The organism is Kushneria halocnemicola (assembly GCF_965650455.1).
In the GTDB taxonomy this organism is placed as follows: Bacteria; Pseudomonadota; Gammaproteobacteria; order Pseudomonadales; family Halomonadaceae; genus Kushneria.
The window spans coordinates 1144710-1161114 of record NZ_OZ287968.1; the positions used below are offsets into that span (position 1 = coordinate 1144710).

14 protein-coding genes are annotated in these 16405 nt (G+C 59.6%); 1 reads left to right on the plus strand and 13 read right to left on the minus strand.

Features of this window, described 5'->3' with window-relative positions; genetic code table 11:
- Positions 1-2: 2 nt before the first annotated feature.
- From cysM to rpoE, 11 genes are all read right to left on the minus strand, one after another.
- On the minus strand, positions 3-899 hold the full coding sequence (gene cysM / locus ACS92L_RS05165; RefSeq protein ID WP_438767469.1) for a cysteine synthase CysM: 897 nt from the start codon (positions 897-899) through the stop codon (positions 3-5).
- Positions 900-983: 84 nt separating this feature from the next.
- Positions 984-1763 (minus strand): pyridoxine 5'-phosphate synthase, encoded by a 780-nt coding sequence (gene pdxJ, locus ACS92L_RS05170; protein ID WP_438767471.1) that lies wholly within the window; start codon positions 1761-1763, stop codon positions 984-986.
- Positions 1764-1774: 11 nt separating this feature from the next.
- Complete coding sequence (gene recO, locus ACS92L_RS05175) at positions 1775-2485, minus strand: DNA repair protein RecO (RefSeq protein WP_438767473.1); 711 nt, start codon at positions 2483-2485, stop codon at positions 1775-1777.
- Positions 2486-2487: 2 nt separating this feature from the next.
- Complete coding sequence (gene era / locus ACS92L_RS05180) at positions 2488-3426, minus strand: GTPase Era (RefSeq protein WP_438767475.1); 939 nt, start codon at positions 3424-3426, stop codon at positions 2488-2490.
- A 75-nt stretch (positions 3427-3501) separates the two neighbouring features.
- Positions 3502-4185, minus strand: a complete 684-nt coding sequence (gene rnc / locus ACS92L_RS05185; protein ID WP_438767477.1) for a ribonuclease III — start codon at positions 4183-4185, stop codon at positions 3502-3504.
- A 119-nt stretch (positions 4186-4304) separates the two neighbouring features.
- Positions 4305-5105, minus strand: a complete 801-nt coding sequence (lepB, locus tag ACS92L_RS05190; protein WP_438767479.1) for a signal peptidase I — start codon at positions 5103-5105, stop codon at positions 4305-4307.
- 42 nt (positions 5106-5147) lie between these two features.
- Positions 5148-6965: a translation elongation factor 4 gene (lepA, locus tag ACS92L_RS05195; protein ID WP_438767480.1), complete on the minus strand. Its 1818-nt coding sequence runs from the start codon at positions 6963-6965 to the stop codon at positions 5148-5150.
- Positions 6966-7172: 207 nt separating this feature from the next.
- Positions 7173-8582 (minus strand): DegQ family serine endoprotease, encoded by a 1410-nt coding sequence (locus ACS92L_RS05200; RefSeq protein ID WP_438768420.1) that lies wholly within the window; start codon positions 8580-8582, stop codon positions 7173-7175.
- A 256-nt stretch (positions 8583-8838) separates the two neighbouring features.
- The gene (locus ACS92L_RS05205) at positions 8839-9831 is read right to left on the minus strand and encodes a MucB/RseB C-terminal domain-containing protein (protein WP_438767482.1); all 993 of its coding nucleotides are present in this window, start codon (positions 9829-9831) and stop codon (positions 8839-8841) included.
- 52 nt (positions 9832-9883) lie between these two features.
- A complete protein-coding gene (locus ACS92L_RS05210; protein WP_438767483.1) occupies positions 9884-10570 on the minus strand; it encodes a sigma-E factor negative regulatory protein in 687 nt (228 codons plus the stop codon).
- Between the two features lie 132 nt (positions 10571-10702).
- Complete coding sequence (gene rpoE / locus ACS92L_RS05215) at positions 10703-11311, minus strand: RNA polymerase sigma factor RpoE (RefSeq protein ID WP_438767485.1); 609 nt, start codon at positions 11309-11311, stop codon at positions 10703-10705.
- 311 nt (positions 11312-11622) lie between these two features.
- On the opposite strand from rpoE, the gene ACS92L_RS05220 reads away from it, so the two are divergent.
- Entirely contained in the window at positions 11623-12696 is a 1074-nt protein-coding gene (locus ACS92L_RS05220; RefSeq protein ID WP_438767487.1) for a 3-deoxy-7-phosphoheptulonate synthase, read from the plus strand.
- A 75-nt stretch (positions 12697-12771) separates the two neighbouring features.
- On the opposite strand, the gene dinG is transcribed toward ACS92L_RS05220, so the two are convergent.
- Positions 12772-14919 (minus strand): ATP-dependent DNA helicase DinG, encoded by a 2148-nt coding sequence (dinG, locus tag ACS92L_RS05225; RefSeq protein ID WP_438767489.1) that lies wholly within the window; start codon positions 14917-14919, stop codon positions 12772-12774.
- A 32-nt stretch (positions 14920-14951) separates the two neighbouring features.
- Positions 14952-16310 carry a DEAD/DEAH box helicase gene (locus ACS92L_RS05230; RefSeq protein WP_438767491.1) on the minus strand — a complete coding sequence of 453 codons (1359 nt, stop codon included), beginning with the start codon at positions 16308-16310 and terminating at the stop codon, positions 14952-14954.
- Positions 16311-16405: the final 95 nt, after the last annotated feature.

The window sequence follows — 16405 nt, forward strand, 5'->3', positions numbered from 1 at the left end:
GTTCAATCCTGCTCCGGTGCATAAAGACCGGTGGAAAGATAGCGATCCCCACGGTCACAAACGATAAAGGCGATCACGGCGTTGTCGACTTCACGCGCGATACGAAGGGCGCCGGCCAGGGCCCCGCCCGAGGAGACCCCGGCCAGAATGCCCTCTTCACGGGCCAGACGACGCATGTGCTCTTCGGCTTCGTGCTGGCCGATGTCGATGATTCTGTCCACGCGCGACTGCTCGAAAATACTCGGGCGATAGGCTTCCGGCCAGCGCCGGATGCCGGCAATGCTGGCGCCGTCCTCGGGTTGAAGTCCCACGATCTGGATCGCCTCGTTTTTCGATTTCAGATAGCGCGACACGCCCATGATGGTGCCGGTGGTGCCCATCGAGCTGACGAAATGGGTAATGTTGCCACCGGTCTGCTCCCAGAGCTCAGGGCCGGTGGTTTCAAAATGCGCCAGCGGATTGTCATGGTTGGCAAACTGATTGAGCGGCTTGCCGTCACCGCGCGCGATCATGTCATCGGCCAGATCCCGCGCGCCTTCCATGCCCTGCTCTTTCGTCACCTCAATGAGTCTAGCGCCGTAGGCGGCCATGGCCTGCTTGCGCTCGCTGCTGGCGCTGTCCGGCATGATCAGAACCATTTTGTAGCCGCGAATGGCTGCCGCCATGGCAAGCGCAATCCCGGTATTGCCGGAAGTGGCTTCGATCAGCGTGTCGCCGGGTGTGATCTCACCGCGCGCTTCGGCGTGGGCGAGCATTGACAAAGCCGGGCGGTCCTTGACCGAACCGGCGGGATTGTTGCCTTCAAGCTTGGCCAGCAACGTGTTGCTGCCGACCTGAAGTCGCTTGAGACGCACCAGCGGGGTATGCCCGATGGTGGATTCGATTGTGGGGTAATCCATGCAGCGCTCCAGAATCAACGGGATGCCAAAAAAGAGCCTATTATAGCGCGGCCCGATCGACGCATTGTCTTCAGGCCGACGTCGTCAGACCGGTTGCTCAAACGTGCTGAAGGCGCGCGAGTGCACCATCAAACGCTTCATCTCGCGAACGGCCTCATCAAGCCCGGTCAGCGCAGCGCGCGACACGATCGCATGACCGATGTTGAGCTCGTGAAACCAGGGCATGGCCGCAATGGCTTCCACGTTGTGATAGTGCAGGCCATGGCCGGCGTTGACGGTCATGCCCAGGGCATGAGCCATTTCGGCGGCGGCCGCAATGCGGGCAAGCTCGAGGTCGGCATTGTCACGCGACGCGTCTACCCAGGCGCCGGTATGCAGCTCGATAACCGGAGCGCCGGCATCAAAGGCCGCCCGGATCTGATCCGGGTCAGGGTCGATGAACAGTGAGACCTCACAGCCTGCTGCCCCGAGCCGCTGGCAGGCCTGTCGAATCCGCTCGCCGTTACCGGCCACGTCCAACCCGCCTTCAGTGGTCAGCTCTTCGCGTTTTTCCGGCACCAGACAGACATTGGCAGGTCTCAGGCGCTCGGCCAGCGTGATCATCTCCTCGACCACGGCCATCTCAAGATTGAGACGCGTATTGAGCATCTGCATGGCAAGCTCGATGTCGCGGTCCTGAATATGACGGCGATCCTCGCGCAGATGCATGGTGATACCGTCTGCGCCGGCTTCTTCACTGATCAGGGCCGCCTGCACCGGGTCGGGAAATCGTGTGCCGCGCGCCTGTCGAAGCGTTGCAATGTGGTCGACATTCACGCCCAGCAGAATGCGCGGGGGCAGGACGTTGGAAATCTGGTCCGACATGTTGTTCTCCTTCAGCGCTCATCGCTTCGGCGACGGCGCATCAGTTCATTCATCAGTTCGCGCGATCTCAGCTCGCGACTGCCCAGAAGCGGTGACAATGCCTGACGCGTCAGGACACGCGCGGTGCCGGCAAGCCCCGGGGCGTCCCAGTCGCCGCGGGCAAGCCAGCCCAGCGCGCGCGCCTCAAAGGCCGGCCCGTCCGAAGGCGCCGGACGAAAACGTTTCAGAGCAGGGTCATAAAGATAGCGCCCTTCCCGGTCAAGTGGCCGGTCCTGCTCGTCAAGAAAAACAGGCTCGCTATCGAGCGCCTCGAGAAGAGCGATCTCGAAACGCCTGAGCGCACCGCCACGTCGTTCAGGAAAGGGCAGCGCTTCAAGCAGGGCCGCGTAAAAGGCAAACAGGGTATCGACCGGCAACGAGAGGGGCAAAAGACGGGTCATCAGTTCATTGGCATAAAGGCCGCAGATAAGCCCTTCCCCCGCCAGCATGGCCCCCGGCCCCTGGGATTCGATGACTCTCAGGGTTTTCAGCTCACCCTCGCCCTGCCAGGTCAGATGCAGCGGCGTAAAGGGCTGAAGTCGATGACGCGTTCGGCTGCCCGGCCGCATGACGCCGCGTGCCACGGCACGAATACGCCCATCATGCAGCGTCAGGATATCCGCCAGCGCACTGGTTTCACGCCAGGCCTGACGGTGCAGCAGATACGCCGGCTGCAGTTCCATGATCAGTCCAGATCGTAACCAAGGCTTTTCAGGGCGCGTGCGTCATCGGACCAGCCACGCTTGACCTTGACCCAGAGCTTGAGCATGACCTTGCAGTCAAAGGCCTTCTCCATTTCAAGGCGCGCTTCCTGGCCGATCTTTTTAATACGATCACCGCCTTCGCCGATCAGGATCTTTTTCTGACCGTCGCGCTCGACCAGCATCAGGGCATGGATATGAATGATGTGGCCTTCATCGCGAAACTGTTCGACTTCTACCGTCATCTGATAGGGCAGCTCATCGCCCAACTGACGCATGACCTTTTCACGCACCAGTTCGGCGGCCAGAAAGCGCTGGCTGCGATCGGTGATCTGATCCTCGGGAAAGAAGTGAACGTTGTGCGGCAGATGTTTGGCAACTTCGGTTTCAAGCGCCTCAACGTTGGTGCCATGACGCGCCGAGACCGGCACGATGGCGGCAAAGTTGCGACGTTTTTCAAGCTCGGCCAGCCATGCCATGAGCCTGCCTCGATCCTCGATCCAATCCACCTTGTTGACGGCCACGATCACCGGCGCCTGAACATGGGAGAGCTTTTCCAGCACCACATCGTCTTCGTTGGTCCACTTCGTGCGATCCACGATAAAGACCACGCAGTCGATATCGCGCAGCGCCTGGGTGGCGGCCTGGTTCATGAAGGCGTTGATGGCCCGATTGCGGTCTTTTTGCATGATGTGAATACCGGGTGTATCCACATAGATGGTCTGCGTGTCGGCCTCGGTCTTGACGCCCATGACCTGATGCCGGGTGGTCTGCGGGCGCCGCGAGGTAATGGAAATCTTCTGACCCAGAATGCGATTCATCAGGGTTGATTTGCCCACGTTGGGGCGGCCGACAATGGCCACAAATCCACAGCGCGTGGACGCACCGGATTCGGGAGTGTCGTCCGTGGTGATATCGTTCATGAAATGCTCCACGTTAACGTGTGTCCGGTGTTGCGGGAATAGTGCATAAGGTGGCGGGCAGCATTGGGCAAGGCGTCATCGCCGCGCCGACTCGATCAACGCCAGCGCCTGCTCGGCCGCCTGCTGCTCGGCATGTCGACGGCTGGCACCGGTGCCTGTGGTCGGTGCCTTGAGCACTTCCACATGACAGCTGACCGTAAATTGCTGGGCGTGCGCCTCGCCTTCGATATTGAGCACCTCATAGCGCGGCAGTGGAATCTGGCGGGACTGAAGAAACTCCTGCAGGCGTGTCTTGGGATCCTTCTGGGTATCCTCGAGATTGAGCGCCTGCAGGCGCGCGTCATACCAGGCCAGCACGCAACGTCTGGCAGCGTTCATGTCACTATCAAGATAGATGGCGCCGATAATGGCTTCCACGGCGTCGGCAAGAATGGAGTCGCGCCGATGGCCGCCGCTTTTCATCTCTCCCGAGCCAAGCCGCAGAAACTGACCAAGCTCGAACTCACGCGCCAGCTCGGCCAGTGTCTCTCCCTTGACCAGACGCGCCCTGAGCCTTGAAAGCTGCCCTTCACGAGCCTGGGGAAAGCGCGAATAGAGCGCCTCGCCCACGACAAAATTGACGATGGAATCGCCCAGAAATTCCAGTCGCTCGTTGTTGGCACCGCCGTAACTGCGATGGGTCAGGGCAAGTTCAAGACGGGTCTTATCGTCAAAACGATAGCCGAGACGATCGCTGAGGATATTGAGGGAACTGCTCACGAGATAGTCGCTTTGTTCAATGAAACAGGCATAAATGATAACAGAAGCTGTCCTTCGACAGCTTCTGTCAGATGGGATTTTCCATCAGTATTTCCTGACGGAAAGGAAACGAGAGACGCTCAGTGCAGCAGTCTTGCCTTTGTAAAGTCCGGCAGACCGCTGTCCCAGTGCATCCAGACGGCAAAGGCACGCCCCACGATGTTTTCTTCCGGCACAAAGCCCCAGTAGCGGCTGTCGTTGGAGTCATCCCGGTTGTCGCCCATCATGAAGTAATGACCGGGCGGTACGGTGACTTCATTCATCTGAGGGCCCGGGGCATCAAGATTGTTGAAGATATGATGCTCAACCCCCTTGAGAGATTCCCTGTAAAGCGCCTGGGTGTCGTTGTCGCTGCCGCTGTCATCCAGCAGATCCTTTCGAACCGGCTGCCCGTTGATATAGAGCTGCTTGTCCTGATAGCGAATGCGATCCCCCGGCACGCCGATCACACGCTTGATGTAATTGACCGAGGTGTCGCCGGGAAAGCGAAACACCATGATATCGCCACGCTCCGGCTCGCCCGTATCCAGAATTTTCGTATTGATCACGGGCAGACGCAGGCCATAAGAGAACTTGCTTACGGCGATGAAATCGCCAACGTCGAGCGTGGGCTCCATGGAGCGGGAAGGAATCTGGAACGGCTCGATAATAAAAGAGCGCAGCACCAGAACGACCAGCAGCACCGGGAAAAAGGCTCTGGAATAATCCACATACCAGGGCTCCTTCGGTGCGCCGGGCGCCGTGGTGCTGTGGGTCACTTCCCCCGGCGGCCGGCTGCCATCCGTGGAAGCCTTGCGTTTGCGACGCAGCACAACGATATCCAGCAGCCAGATCGCCCCGGTGACAAGGACGGCTACCACCAGCAGAAGTGAAAAATCCATTACATGCTTTCCCGACTCACGGGAGCGTAGCCTGCGCTACGCTCAATCATTGACTTTTAGTACGGCCAAAAAGGCATCCTGCGGAATTTCTACCTTGCCGACCTGTTTCATGCGCTTTTTGCCCTGCTTTTGCTTATCCAGCAGCTTGCGCTTTCTCGACACGTCACCGCCATAGCACTTGGCCGTGACGTTCTTGCGCAGCGCCTTGACGGTTGAACGCGCCACGACATGGCCGCCCAGAGCGGCCTGGATGGCCACATCAAACATCTGACGCGGAATCATCTCCTGCATACGCTCAACCAGCGACCGGCCACGCTGATGCGCCTGATCGCGATGAACAATAGTGGCCAGCGCATCGACCCGGTCGCCGTTGATCAAAACATCAAGGCGTGCAAGCTTTGCCGCATCAAAGCGCTCGAAGCTGTAATCCAGCGAGGCATACCCTTTCGAGATCGACTTCAGGCGATCAAAGAAGTCCATGACCACCTCGCCCATCGGCAGCTCATAGACCAGCTGCATCTGACTGCCCAGCACCTGCATGTCGAGCTGCACGCCGCGGCGCACCACGCATTCGTTGATGACGTTACCGACATACTCCTGCGGCACCAGAATGTTGGCCCGCACGATCGGCTCGCGAATCTCGTTGACCGAGCCCATGTCCGGAAGCTTGGAGGGGTTGGAGACATACATGACCTCCCCATCTTCCATGGCAAGCTCATAGATAACGGTCGGCGCGGTGGTCAGCAGGTCAAGACCATACTCACGTTCGAGGCGCTCCTGAACGATCTCCATGTGCAGGGTGCCAAGAAAGCCGACGCGAAAACCAAAGCCCAGGGCATCGGAGTTTTCAGGAATGTAATCCAGCGAGGCATCGTTGAGCGCCAGTTTCTCAAGCGCGTCGCGGAAATCCTCATAGTCGTCCGAGCTGATCGGGAACATGCCCGCGTAGACCTGCGGCTTGACCTTTTGAAAGCCCGGCAGGCGCTCCACCTGAGGCGTTTTGGCATGGGTGATGGTGTCACCCACCGGTGCGCCGTGGATGTCCTTGATGCCGGCGATGATGTAACCCACCTCACCGGCTCGCAGCATGCCGGTGCTTTTCTGGCGCGGAGTAAAGATGCCGATATCGCTGACTTCCCACTCGCGTCCGGTGGATTTCATCAGGATCTTGTCGCCCTTTTTAACGGTGCCGTCAAAAAGGCGAACCAGCGATACCACGCCCTGATAGTTGTCAAACCAGGAGTCGATGATCAGCGCCTGAGCGGGTTTGGTAATGTCGCCCCTGGGTGGCGGAATAAAGCTGACCAGCCGTTCGAGCAGTCCTTCCATGCCAAGCCCTGTCTTGGCCGACACCTGCGGGGCGTTGTCAGCCTCAAGCCCGATGATCTCCTCGATCTCGTGGCTTACCTTGTCGGGATCGGCCTGGGGCAGGTCCATCTTGTTGAGTACGGGCAGAACCTCAAGGCCCTGCTCGATGGCGGTATAGCAGTTGGCGACCGACTGCGCCTCGACGCCCTGCCCGGCATCCACCACCAGCAGCGCCCCTTCACAGGCATACAGCGAACGAGACACCTCATAGGAGAAGTCAACGTGGCCTGGCGTATCGATGAAGTTGAGCTGATAGACCGTGCCATCCTCGGCCTTGTAATCCAGCGTGACCGACTGCGCCTTGATCGTGATCCCGCGCTCGCGCTCGAGATCCATGGTATCGAGCACCTGCTCTTTGAGCTCGCGCTCGGTCAGCCCGCCGCAAATCTGAATGATACGATCCGCCAGCGTCGACTTCCCGTGATCAATGTGGGCAATGATCGAGAAGTTGCGGATGTGTTTCAGCGTCCCGTTGCTTGCGTCATTCGTCATTCGAGGTGATCACCTGTTAAAGCGCCGTGAGCCATGGCGCATCCGTGCCGTGTTGAATCCGTGCACTGACCATGGCCGAAAATGGGCGCATTGTAGCGTGTTGGCGAATCAGGTGATAGGCAATGCCTTGATGGACACCCTGAGGGTAATGCCGCACTCGCGATGAATGAAGGGGCCCGGACGGGCCCCTTCGATTGAACGAGTTGATCAACGCGTGCTCAGTCGCAATGGAACGAAAAGCGTGGCGCCATCACGATTGATACGCATGGGGACCGCCTTTTTATCGTTAAGCTGGCCAACCAGTTTGCGAAGCGTTGCAACCGAATCCACCGGCTGACCGGCAAGCTCAACGACCACATCGCCCGGTTGCAGGCCGGCACGAGCCGCGGGGCTGTCCTGTGCCACCTGCTGGACCAGCACACCGGCCTCTATACCCAGCTGCTGGCGCTGTTCGGCGCTCAGACCGGAGACCGCCAGACCGATGCTGTCACTGTCGGCCCGAGACACCTCACCGGTATCGCTGTCACTATCGGGCCACTGTCCTACCGTGACCTTGATCGTCTGCTCGCGTCCGTCACGCTGTACATGCAGGTCGATACTGTCGTCCGGCGAGACGCGCCCGATCAGGCGTGGCAGCGCATCAGACGTATCGATATCGCTGTCACCGGCCCTGAGAATGATGTCACCGGAGCGCAGGCCCGATTTTTCCGCCGGGCTGTCCGGCGCCACCTCGGCAATCAGTGCCCCGCGTGCCCGGTCCAGGCCAAAGGAGTCGGCCAGGTCTTCGGAGACGGGCTGAATAACAACGCCCAGCCAGCCGCGATCGACGCGTCCGTTGTCCTTGAGCTGATCGGCGATATCCATGGCAACGTTGATCGGAATGGCAAACGACACGCCCATGAAGCCGCCGCTTCGGGTAAATATCTGCGAATTGATGCCGACGACCTCCCCGTCCAGATTGAACAGCGGCCCGCCGGAGTTGCCCGGATTGATGGCCACATCGGTCTGGATAAAGGGCACATAGCTGTCGGTGGGGAGCGTGCGATTGATGGCACTGACGATGCCGGCCGTCACCGAGTGATCAAACCCGAAGGGAGAGCCGATGGCCGCCACCCATTCGCCGGTTTCAAGCCCGTCTGAATCGCCCATCCGGAGCGTGGGCAGATCATTGGCATCCACCTTGATCAACGCGATGTCCGTTTTCTGATCCTGACCAATGACATCGGCTGTCAGCTCACGACGATCGTTGAGTCGCACCGTCACCGTATCGGCCCCGTCAATGACATGCGCATTGGTGAGGATGTAGCCGTCATCACTGATGATAAAGCCGGACCCCAGCGAGCTTAGCGTCCTGCCTCCCCTCTGGTCGGGCATCCCGCCAAATCCCGGCGGCATCTGATCGCCAAAGAAGTGACGAAAGATATCGGGCAGCTGCTGATTGGGCCCCATCATGCCGGAGCGAGCGGCCGCCTCCCGCGTCGTTGAAATATTGACGACAGCAGGTGCGGCGCTTTTGACCAGGGCCGTAAAATCGGGCAGACCGTTTTTCTGCTCGGCGGCTCTGGCCGGCAGTGCCATGATCAGAGCAACTGTCATCAACAGCGTCAGCAGGGTCATGACCTGCCAGCGACGAGCGTGTGATCGCTCCGGACAGGTAGCGGTAACAGGGGCATCGGTGAAAGAGAAATCGGCCATCTTCGGACTCCGGATACTCTTATGGGCTAGGGCGGTAGCAGAGGCAGTAACCGGACAGAGACAAGGGCCCTGTCCGTCACCTCTATAGACTATTAAGGCTGGTTTAAGTTCTCGATCCTGAGACGTCATGGCCACCATTTTCAAGTGCGAAGAGGCCACACGAGCATTCGGTATCGATTCAGGGAGATGTCACACCGCTATCGTTCTGGACATCACCGTCTGCACTTGTGCCATCACGCAGCTGGACCCGGGACACGACGCGGGTAAGCACTTCAGCCGGCATGGCCCCTACGGCAATGACCTGCCAGGGCTTGCCGTCATGCTGGAGACGACGCGCGGCTGCTCGAAAGTTGCCCAGCTGGTGCACGCCTTCGCGCAGTGCCGTATCGTCCTTGACCGGGCCGGCAAAGAGACTCATGGCGGCCAGACCATCACTGTAGATTTCGCGCTCAAGCCTTGCGCCCTCAAGCGTGACGTCAAGCTCTGCCGGCTGGCGGTAAAATCCCTGCGGCAGCCAGTCCGGATGCCAGGACGCTTCAGGCATCGCATCACTGACGGGGTCCTGCAGATAAAGGGTGTCGCTTGAGCGCACCAGAGAGTCGATACGTACAATCTGTACGGTATCGACGGCATGACCCTGCGCATTTAACAGCTGCTGGCGAAGCGGCAGACCGCTGGCGACATCCAGCCATAGCCGATGTGGAAAGCGCTGATTATCGCGAGGCGTAATATCGAGTACGACCGCCTTGCGACCGGCCACAATATCCCGGGCGATCAGGCTGAAATCGTAGTGATCCTGAAGCTGGTCAACCGTGTCGTCGATGGAGGCCAGATGGGGAGAACTTCCCGAACGCCCTGTCCACCACAGCCCGGGCGGATGCCCCTTGTGCTCGATGGTTTCGGCAGGGCCATCCAGAAACTGAATGCGCTCCTGCTCCTTGCCATCATCAATACGGTGTTCAAACAAAAAGGTACGAAGCGACCCCATGCCCAGTCGCAGCGCCACCGCCTGGAAGGCATGACAGCGTTCGGCCATGAGACTGCGCTTGAACCATTGCTCGCCTTTGTCCCCTATCTTCTGGTCGAGCTGATCACAGGCGATCTGCGCCCGGCCTTCGCCGCGCATCTCCTCGGCGTCAGCCTGGGCGACAAACAGGGGAGAAAACAGCACCGCTCCCATCAAAGAAGCACAAAACCACTGTCGCATTGCTTGAAGGCCCGCCTTACTCACCGCTGGCAGGTGCCAGCCCCTGCATGTTCGCCATCCAGACATTGCTGCGATAGCCTGCCTGTTCGACATGTCGGTTCAGATAATCCTGAAGCACTTCGACCTGCTGATGATCGTTGCGTGCTGCGTCTTCCTCACCGGGCGCCATGAACCAGGACGTCTGGGCGCCGATGGGCATGACGTTGCCACCCTCCTCACCGCCGGTACTGCGAAACGCCGCCAGCGAAGCCATCGAACCATCGCCGCCGACCATGGCGCCTCCCCCGTCAATGACCGCATCGCGTGATGCCAGAGTACTTCCACCGCCGCCGGGAACGCTTTCAACGCCCGTATTGGCTCGATAGACCTGTACACCGGTCATGACCATGAGACTGACGGCTGCCGCAATGGCAGCGCTGCCCATAAAGGAAAACGGTGCCGTACGCCGATGCGTTTCCTGGCCCGCGACGCCATCTTCCATGTGTTCCTGGTCCAGGCGCGCCCGGATAGAGGCAGACAGGTCGGTCGACACGTCGATGGCGCCATCGCGCTGCATGATGCTGCGCATGAGATGATAGCGACGCCAGGTATCGGCCTCTTCACCAGCATCGTCAGACAGCGATTTCAGTACACGTCGAGTCTCGAACTCGCTGCACTCGCCGTCCATCAATGCCGAAAGGGATTCCCGTACTTTCTGATTCATACCCAGACACCCTCAAACCCGTCGTGACGCATCGTCACGGTATGGTAGACAGTCCAAAACCGATTAAGTTTTACCCATGATTCACATCTCACCGTCATGCGCGCCTCTTCATGGGTCGATCTCGTCTCAATGTCATTGCTCATGCACCATGTCATCTTCCTGTTCCGGATAAAGCAGCGGCCTGATTCGATTGTCCACGGCCTCTCTGGCCCGAAAGATACGTGACCGCACGGTCCCGACCGGGCACTGCATGATGCTGGCAATGTCTTCATAGGAGAGTCCATCGAACTCTCGAAGCGTAATCGCCGTTCGCAGATCCTCGGGCAGGTTTTCGATGGCCTCAAATACTGCCTTTTCAAGCTGATCACGCGCGATGGCAGACTCGGGCGTATCGATATCCGCCAGCCGCCCGCTTTGATCCAGCACTTCTGCATCGCTGATATCCATATCGCTGTTGGGCGGACGACGCCCGCGAGCGACGAGATAGTTTTTCGCGGTGTTGATCGCGATGCGATACATCCAGGTATAGAAAGCGCTCTCATTGCGAAAGCGTCCCAGTGCCCGATAGGCCTTGATAAAGGCTTCCTGCGCGACATCATGTACTTCTGCCTGGTCGTGCACATAGCGACCCACAAGACCGATCACCTTGTGCTGATACTTGCGTATCAAAAGGTCAAAGGCCTGGTTGTCCCCTTTCTGTGCCCGCTCGACCAGCTGATGATCCGTTTCCTTCAACCCCATTCGCGATCCCCCGCAACGACAGGGTTCAAACCTTTCGAACCTGTCTTTTCAGGCCCTTCAGGAAAGTAACAAACAATTAAAATCATAGTGATAACCTGAAAGCTCCGGGCCTTGATCCATGGCGTTAGTGTTCCCCTTTATCGACGCCTCATCAAGTCGACATCAATCCACCGGACACGAACCTCCCGAAAACTGTAAAGTATTGAGACCGCGAAAAAGCGTCAGGGTTCCATGGTAGTATTCTCTGCCAGCCGCGTATCATGCAGGTCCCACTTCGTTTCGATTTCCAAGCACTGCCGGATAGCACGCTCATGTCACAGCAACAGGTCAATAATCTAAACGTTCTCTCTCAGGACGTGCTCGTCACGCCCGAGGCGCTCAAGCGCGAGATTCCCCTGTCGGAGGAAGCCGAAAGCACCGTGATCGAGAGTCGTCGCACGATCGAACGCATTCTCAGCGGTGAAGACCCTCGCCTGCTGGTCGTCATCGGCCCCTGCTCCATTCATGACACAAAAGCCGCCCAGGACTATGCCCGCCGTCTCAAGGCGCTGGCAGAGCGCGTGAGTGACTCACTGTTTATCGTCATGCGCGTCTATTTCGAAAAACCGCGTACCACGACGGGATGGAAGGGGCTGATCAACGACCCGCACCTCAACGACTCCTTCGACATCCAGAACGGGCTGCACCTGGCCCGCAGTCTGCTTGTGGAGCTCTGCGAAATGGGACTGCCGCTGGCCACCGAGGCACTGGATCCGATTTCGCCCCAGTACCTGCAGGACTGCATCAGCTGGTCGGCCATCGGCGCACGTACCACCGAATCACAGACCCACCGCGAAATGGCCTCTGGCCTGTCAGGACCGGTCGGCTTCAAAAACGGGACCGATGGCAGTCTGGATGTTGCCATGAACGCACTGTGCTCGGTCGCCTCGCCGCACAACTTTTTGGGTATCGATCAGCAGGGCCAGGTGGCCGTCATTCGTACGCGCGGCAACGCCAATGCCCATGTGGTACTGCGTGGCGGCAACGGCAAGCCCAACTACGACAGCGTCAGTGTTGCTCTTGCCGAAAAGGAGCTGGAGAAGGCAGGGCTCAAGACCAACATCATGGTGGACTGCTCTCACGCCAACTCCAACAAGGACCCGGCCCTGCAACCCCTGGTCGTTGAAAACATCACCCAGCAGATCATGGAAGGCAACACCTCCATCATGGGGCTGATGATCGAATCCCACATCCACTGGGGTGCCCAGAAGCTGACCAGCGATCTGTCACAGCTTGAGTACGGCGTCTCGATCACGGACGCCTGTATCGACTGGGAGACCACCGAGACACTGCTGCTGGATATCAACGACAGGCTGCGCGAGCCGCTGGCGGCGCGAAAGCGCTAGATCGGCCGATTCAAGGCAACCTGCCTCGATAAAAAAACCCGGCCATCACGGCCGGGTTTTTTATGCGCTGCGTTGTCAGGAGGCAAGCGTTGCAGGCGCCGCCACCCCTTCAATTTCACGACGAAACGGCGGCAGCGAATCCAGCAGCGCCCGACCATAACGACGCGTCAGAACGCGCCGATCCAGCAGCGTAATACGGCCGCTGTCGACTTCCTTGCGAATCAATCGTCCACAGGCCTGCACCAGCTTGATGGACGCATCCGGTACGGAAATCTTCATGAAGGGATTGCCGCCCCGGGATTCGATCCACTCTGCAAGCGTTGCCCCCACCGGGTCGTCTGGAACGGCAAAGGGCAGCCGCGTGATCACCACATGCGTCAGATAATCGCCCGGCAGATCGATGCCCTCGGCAAAGCTTGCCAGCCCCAGAATAATGCTGCCGCGCCCCTCATCGACGCGCTTTCGATGCCGCTCGATCAGTTCGCGTCGTGGCATATCATCCTGAGAAAGCGTACGCGCTGCCGTATCTTCTTCAAGGCTTGCCGTGACGGCACGCAGCTGCTTGCGCGACGAAAAGAGCACCAGCGCTGCCTCATCCGTACCAAGCTTTTCGATGAAATCCACGATGGCGCTTTCATGTGCATCACGATCAGCGGGGTCAACGGCCTCACGCGGCACCGACAGCACCGCCCGCGAGTAATCGAACGGGCTCGGCAGGATCTGATAGCGATAGCGATTGGCAAGTCCTGCTCGCTCCTGCAGACGATCAAATCGTCCCAGCGCCGTCAGCGTGGCCGACGTCAGTACCGCGCCGTGGCAGCTGCCCCACAGATAGCGGGCCAGTGTCTCGGCGGCGCTGACGGGGCTTGCCGAAAAGGTCAGCTCTGCCTCGCCCGAGCGCTGCTCGAACGTCAGCCAGCGCGCCTGAGGGGGTGCATCCTCGACCTCTTCGGCCCCAAAGGCCTGCCACAGCGCATGCGCCTCGAGCGCGCGACCATGTACCAGCGCAATCAGCGGCAGCCAGGCCTCGGCCTGTTCACGGGCAAGACCGGTCGACTTGTCCGGATCGAGACTTTCGCGAAGGATATCGCTAATGGTTTCCAGATGCCGCGACAGTTCGGCAAAGGGTGTGATCAGCTGCTGGGCCAGATCACGAAAGGCCGCCGGCAGCCGACCCATCGCAAAGCGATAGTGCAATCGCTCATTGTCCTCAGGCGTGCGTTCAGCCAGTGGCTGCGCCAGTCGAAAGGCGTCGCCGAGCCGCGGCTCAATGCTGGCCAAAAGCTCCGGGAACTGCCCCAGCAAGCGAGCAATCGTGTGCTGTGCGCCCAGACCCGTGGTGAGATCCGTCAGCGATTTCTTGAGCTGGCCGAGCCAGCGCATCGACGCGTTGACGCCCTGACGATGATAGAAGTGCTCCAGCGCCTTGTCCGGCAGATGGTGCGCCTCGTCAAAGACGTAGATCGTGTCCTTTGGATTGGGCAGTACAACGCCCCCGCCCAACGATAGATCGGCCAGCACCAGATCGTGGTTGGCAACGATGATGTCGGCCTCGTCCATGCCACGCCGGGCACGGAAGAAGGCACAGGCGCCGAAGTGGCCGCAGCGTCGATTGGTACACTGGCGGTGGTCTACCGTCAGGCGGCGCCACTGGGGGTCGGCAATGGTCTGTGGCCAGCTGTCACGATCACCCTGCCACTCGCCGCTGCCATAGGCCTCGGCAAGTTCGCGGGCCAGCTCGCCGATATCTTCCTGAGTATTGACCAGACTCTGCTCGAAAAGCGACATGGTGGGGTTTTCTTCTGCCCCCTCCATCAGCTGATCGAGTTTGGCCACACACACATAGCGCCCGCGCCCCTTGGCCAGTGCGTATTCAAAATCGAGCCCGCTGCTGGCCTTGAGCATCGGCAGATCCTGGTGCAGCACCTGCTCCTGCAGCGCCACGGTGGCGGTCGATATCACCAGCCGCTTGCCCTGCGCTTTCGCAATCGGTAGCGCAGAGAGCAGATAGGCCAGCGTCTTGCCGGTGCCGGTACCGGCCTCCAGCACACAGACATGCTCCTGACTGACGCGCTTGCCCTGCTCGTCGGTTTTGATATCGCCAAGCGTGCGGGCAATTTCGGCCATCATCAGGCGCTGCCCGTAGCGGGGTTTGAGCGAGCGCGCCTCGATCACGCGTCGGTAGGCGCTTTGAATATCGCGTTTAAGCGCATCGTCAAGCACTGTGCTTCTCCGCCTTGTCGTGCACGGCGTGGTCAGTCATCGCTGAGAAGATTGGCCGGCGGCTGCTGACAGGGGAGTCGATCCTTGATGTAGGTTTCGATTTCCGGCAGTGCATAGCCGTCCTCTTCCCCGACAAGGCTGATCGAAGTGCCCTGTGCGCCGGCACGCCCGGTGCGTCCGATACGATGCACGTAATCTTCCGGATCATCGGGTAGCGTGTAGTTGACCACATGGCTGATATCGTTGATGTGGATACCGCGACCGGCCACGTCGGTGGCAACCAGCACGGCGACCTTGCCTTCACGAAAGCGCTCGAGCGTGCTGACCCGTGTTTTCTGTGGCACATCGCCCGAGAGCATGGCGACATTGATGCCGGCCTTGCGCAAACGATCATCCAGCTTGCGTACCAGATCACGTCGGTTGGCAAACACCATCACACGCTCCAGCTTTTCCCGCTCGATCAGGCGCCTGAGGATAGTGAACTTTTCAGCGTCGCTGACGAGATAGACCCGCTGGTCGATGTTGGCCGCCGCGCTGGCATCGACTTCGATCTCGACATGCGCCGGCTCATGCGTCCACTGGCTAGCCAGGTTGAGGATGTCCTGGGTGAAGGTGGCCGAGAACAGGAATGTCTGGCGCTCGCTGGTCTTGGGCGTGGCACGAATGATGCGCTTGACATCCGGAATGAAGCCCATCGACAGCATGCGGTCGGCCTCATCGAGCACCAGCACTTCAACCTGGGAGAGATCGGCATCACGCTTTTGATGGAAGTCGAGCAGACGCCCGGGTGTGGCCACCAAGATGTCCAGCGGCTTTTCAAGCTTCTGGCGTTGCTTTTGATAATCCATGCCGCCAACGGCGCTGGCCACCTTCAGCGAGGTGTGGGTCATCAATGCGCGCGCGTCCTTTTCGATCTGCATGGCCAGCTCGCGTGTCGGCGCGATGATCAGCGCACGTGGCGCGCCCGGCTTTTGGCCATCCGGTGCCGGCTCTTCCAGAAAGTAGGCCAGAATCGAGATCAAAAAGGCTGCCGTCTTGCCGGTGCCCGTCTGCGCCTTGCCGACCACATCGCCGCCCAGCAGCGTATGGCGCAGCGCTTCGGCCTGGATCGGGGTGCAGTAGTGGAAGCCCTGCTCGGCAATGGCCTGCATCAGGGGCATCGGCAGATTGAAATCCTGAAAACGCCATTTCCCTGCCACGGCGGGAACTTCCGGCAAGGCGTTTTGGGCTTCACCGCCCGATGCCTGACTGTCCTGTACGCTACCGGTCTGCGCGTTGTTGCGGGACTGGCTGCGCCGGGGCTTGCGACGGCGACGCTTGGGCCGACGATTGGCATTGGCAGGAGCCTCCGCCGACGTCTGTGCCGGCTGAGAGTTTTCCGACTCACTCATATGCTGCGATCACTTTGGCTTGAGATGAATAGACAAGATAACGACTCATTGTATCAGCACCATTGACTCAGTTGTGCATCAACCGTGTCCGGTGC

What these genes read in the sequence shown, in the direction of transcription:
- ACS92L_RS05220 (WP_438767487.1), top strand. Translation starts at nt 11,623, where the DNA reads ATGTCACAGCAACAGGTCAATAATCTAAACGTTCTCTCTCAGGACGTG.
- lepA (WP_438767480.1), bottom strand. Translation starts at nt 6,965, where the DNA reads ATGACGAATGACGCAAGCAACGGGACGCTGAAACACATCCGCAACTTC.
- rpoE (WP_438767485.1), bottom strand. Translation starts at nt 11,311, where the DNA reads ATGGGGTTGAAGGAAACGGATCATCAGCTGGTCGAGCGGGCACAGAAA.
- ACS92L_RS05210 (WP_438767483.1), bottom strand. Translation starts at nt 10,570, where the DNA reads ATGAATCAGAAAGTACGGGAATCCCTTTCGGCATTGATGGACGGCGAG.
- cysM (WP_438767469.1), bottom strand. Translation starts at nt 899, where the DNA reads ATGGATTACCCCACAATCGAATCCACCATCGGGCATACCCCGCTGGTG.
- lepB (WP_438767479.1), bottom strand. Translation starts at nt 5,105, where the DNA reads ATGGATTTTTCACTTCTGCTGGTGGTAGCCGTCCTTGTCACCGGGGCG.
- ACS92L_RS05230 (WP_438767491.1), bottom strand. Translation starts at nt 16,310, where the DNA reads ATGAGTGAGTCGGAAAACTCTCAGCCGGCACAGACGTCGGCGGAGGCT.
- recO (WP_438767473.1), bottom strand. Translation starts at nt 2,485, where the DNA reads ATGGAACTGCAGCCGGCGTATCTGCTGCACCGTCAGGCCTGGCGTGAA.
- ACS92L_RS05200 (WP_438768420.1), bottom strand. Translation starts at nt 8,582, where the DNA reads ATGACCCTGCTGACGCTGTTGATGACAGTTGCTCTGATCATGGCACTG.
- pdxJ (WP_438767471.1), bottom strand. Translation starts at nt 1,763, where the DNA reads ATGTCGGACCAGATTTCCAACGTCCTGCCCCCGCGCATTCTGCTGGGC.
- era (WP_438767475.1), bottom strand. Translation starts at nt 3,426, where the DNA reads ATGAACGATATCACCACGGACGACACTCCCGAATCCGGTGCGTCCACG.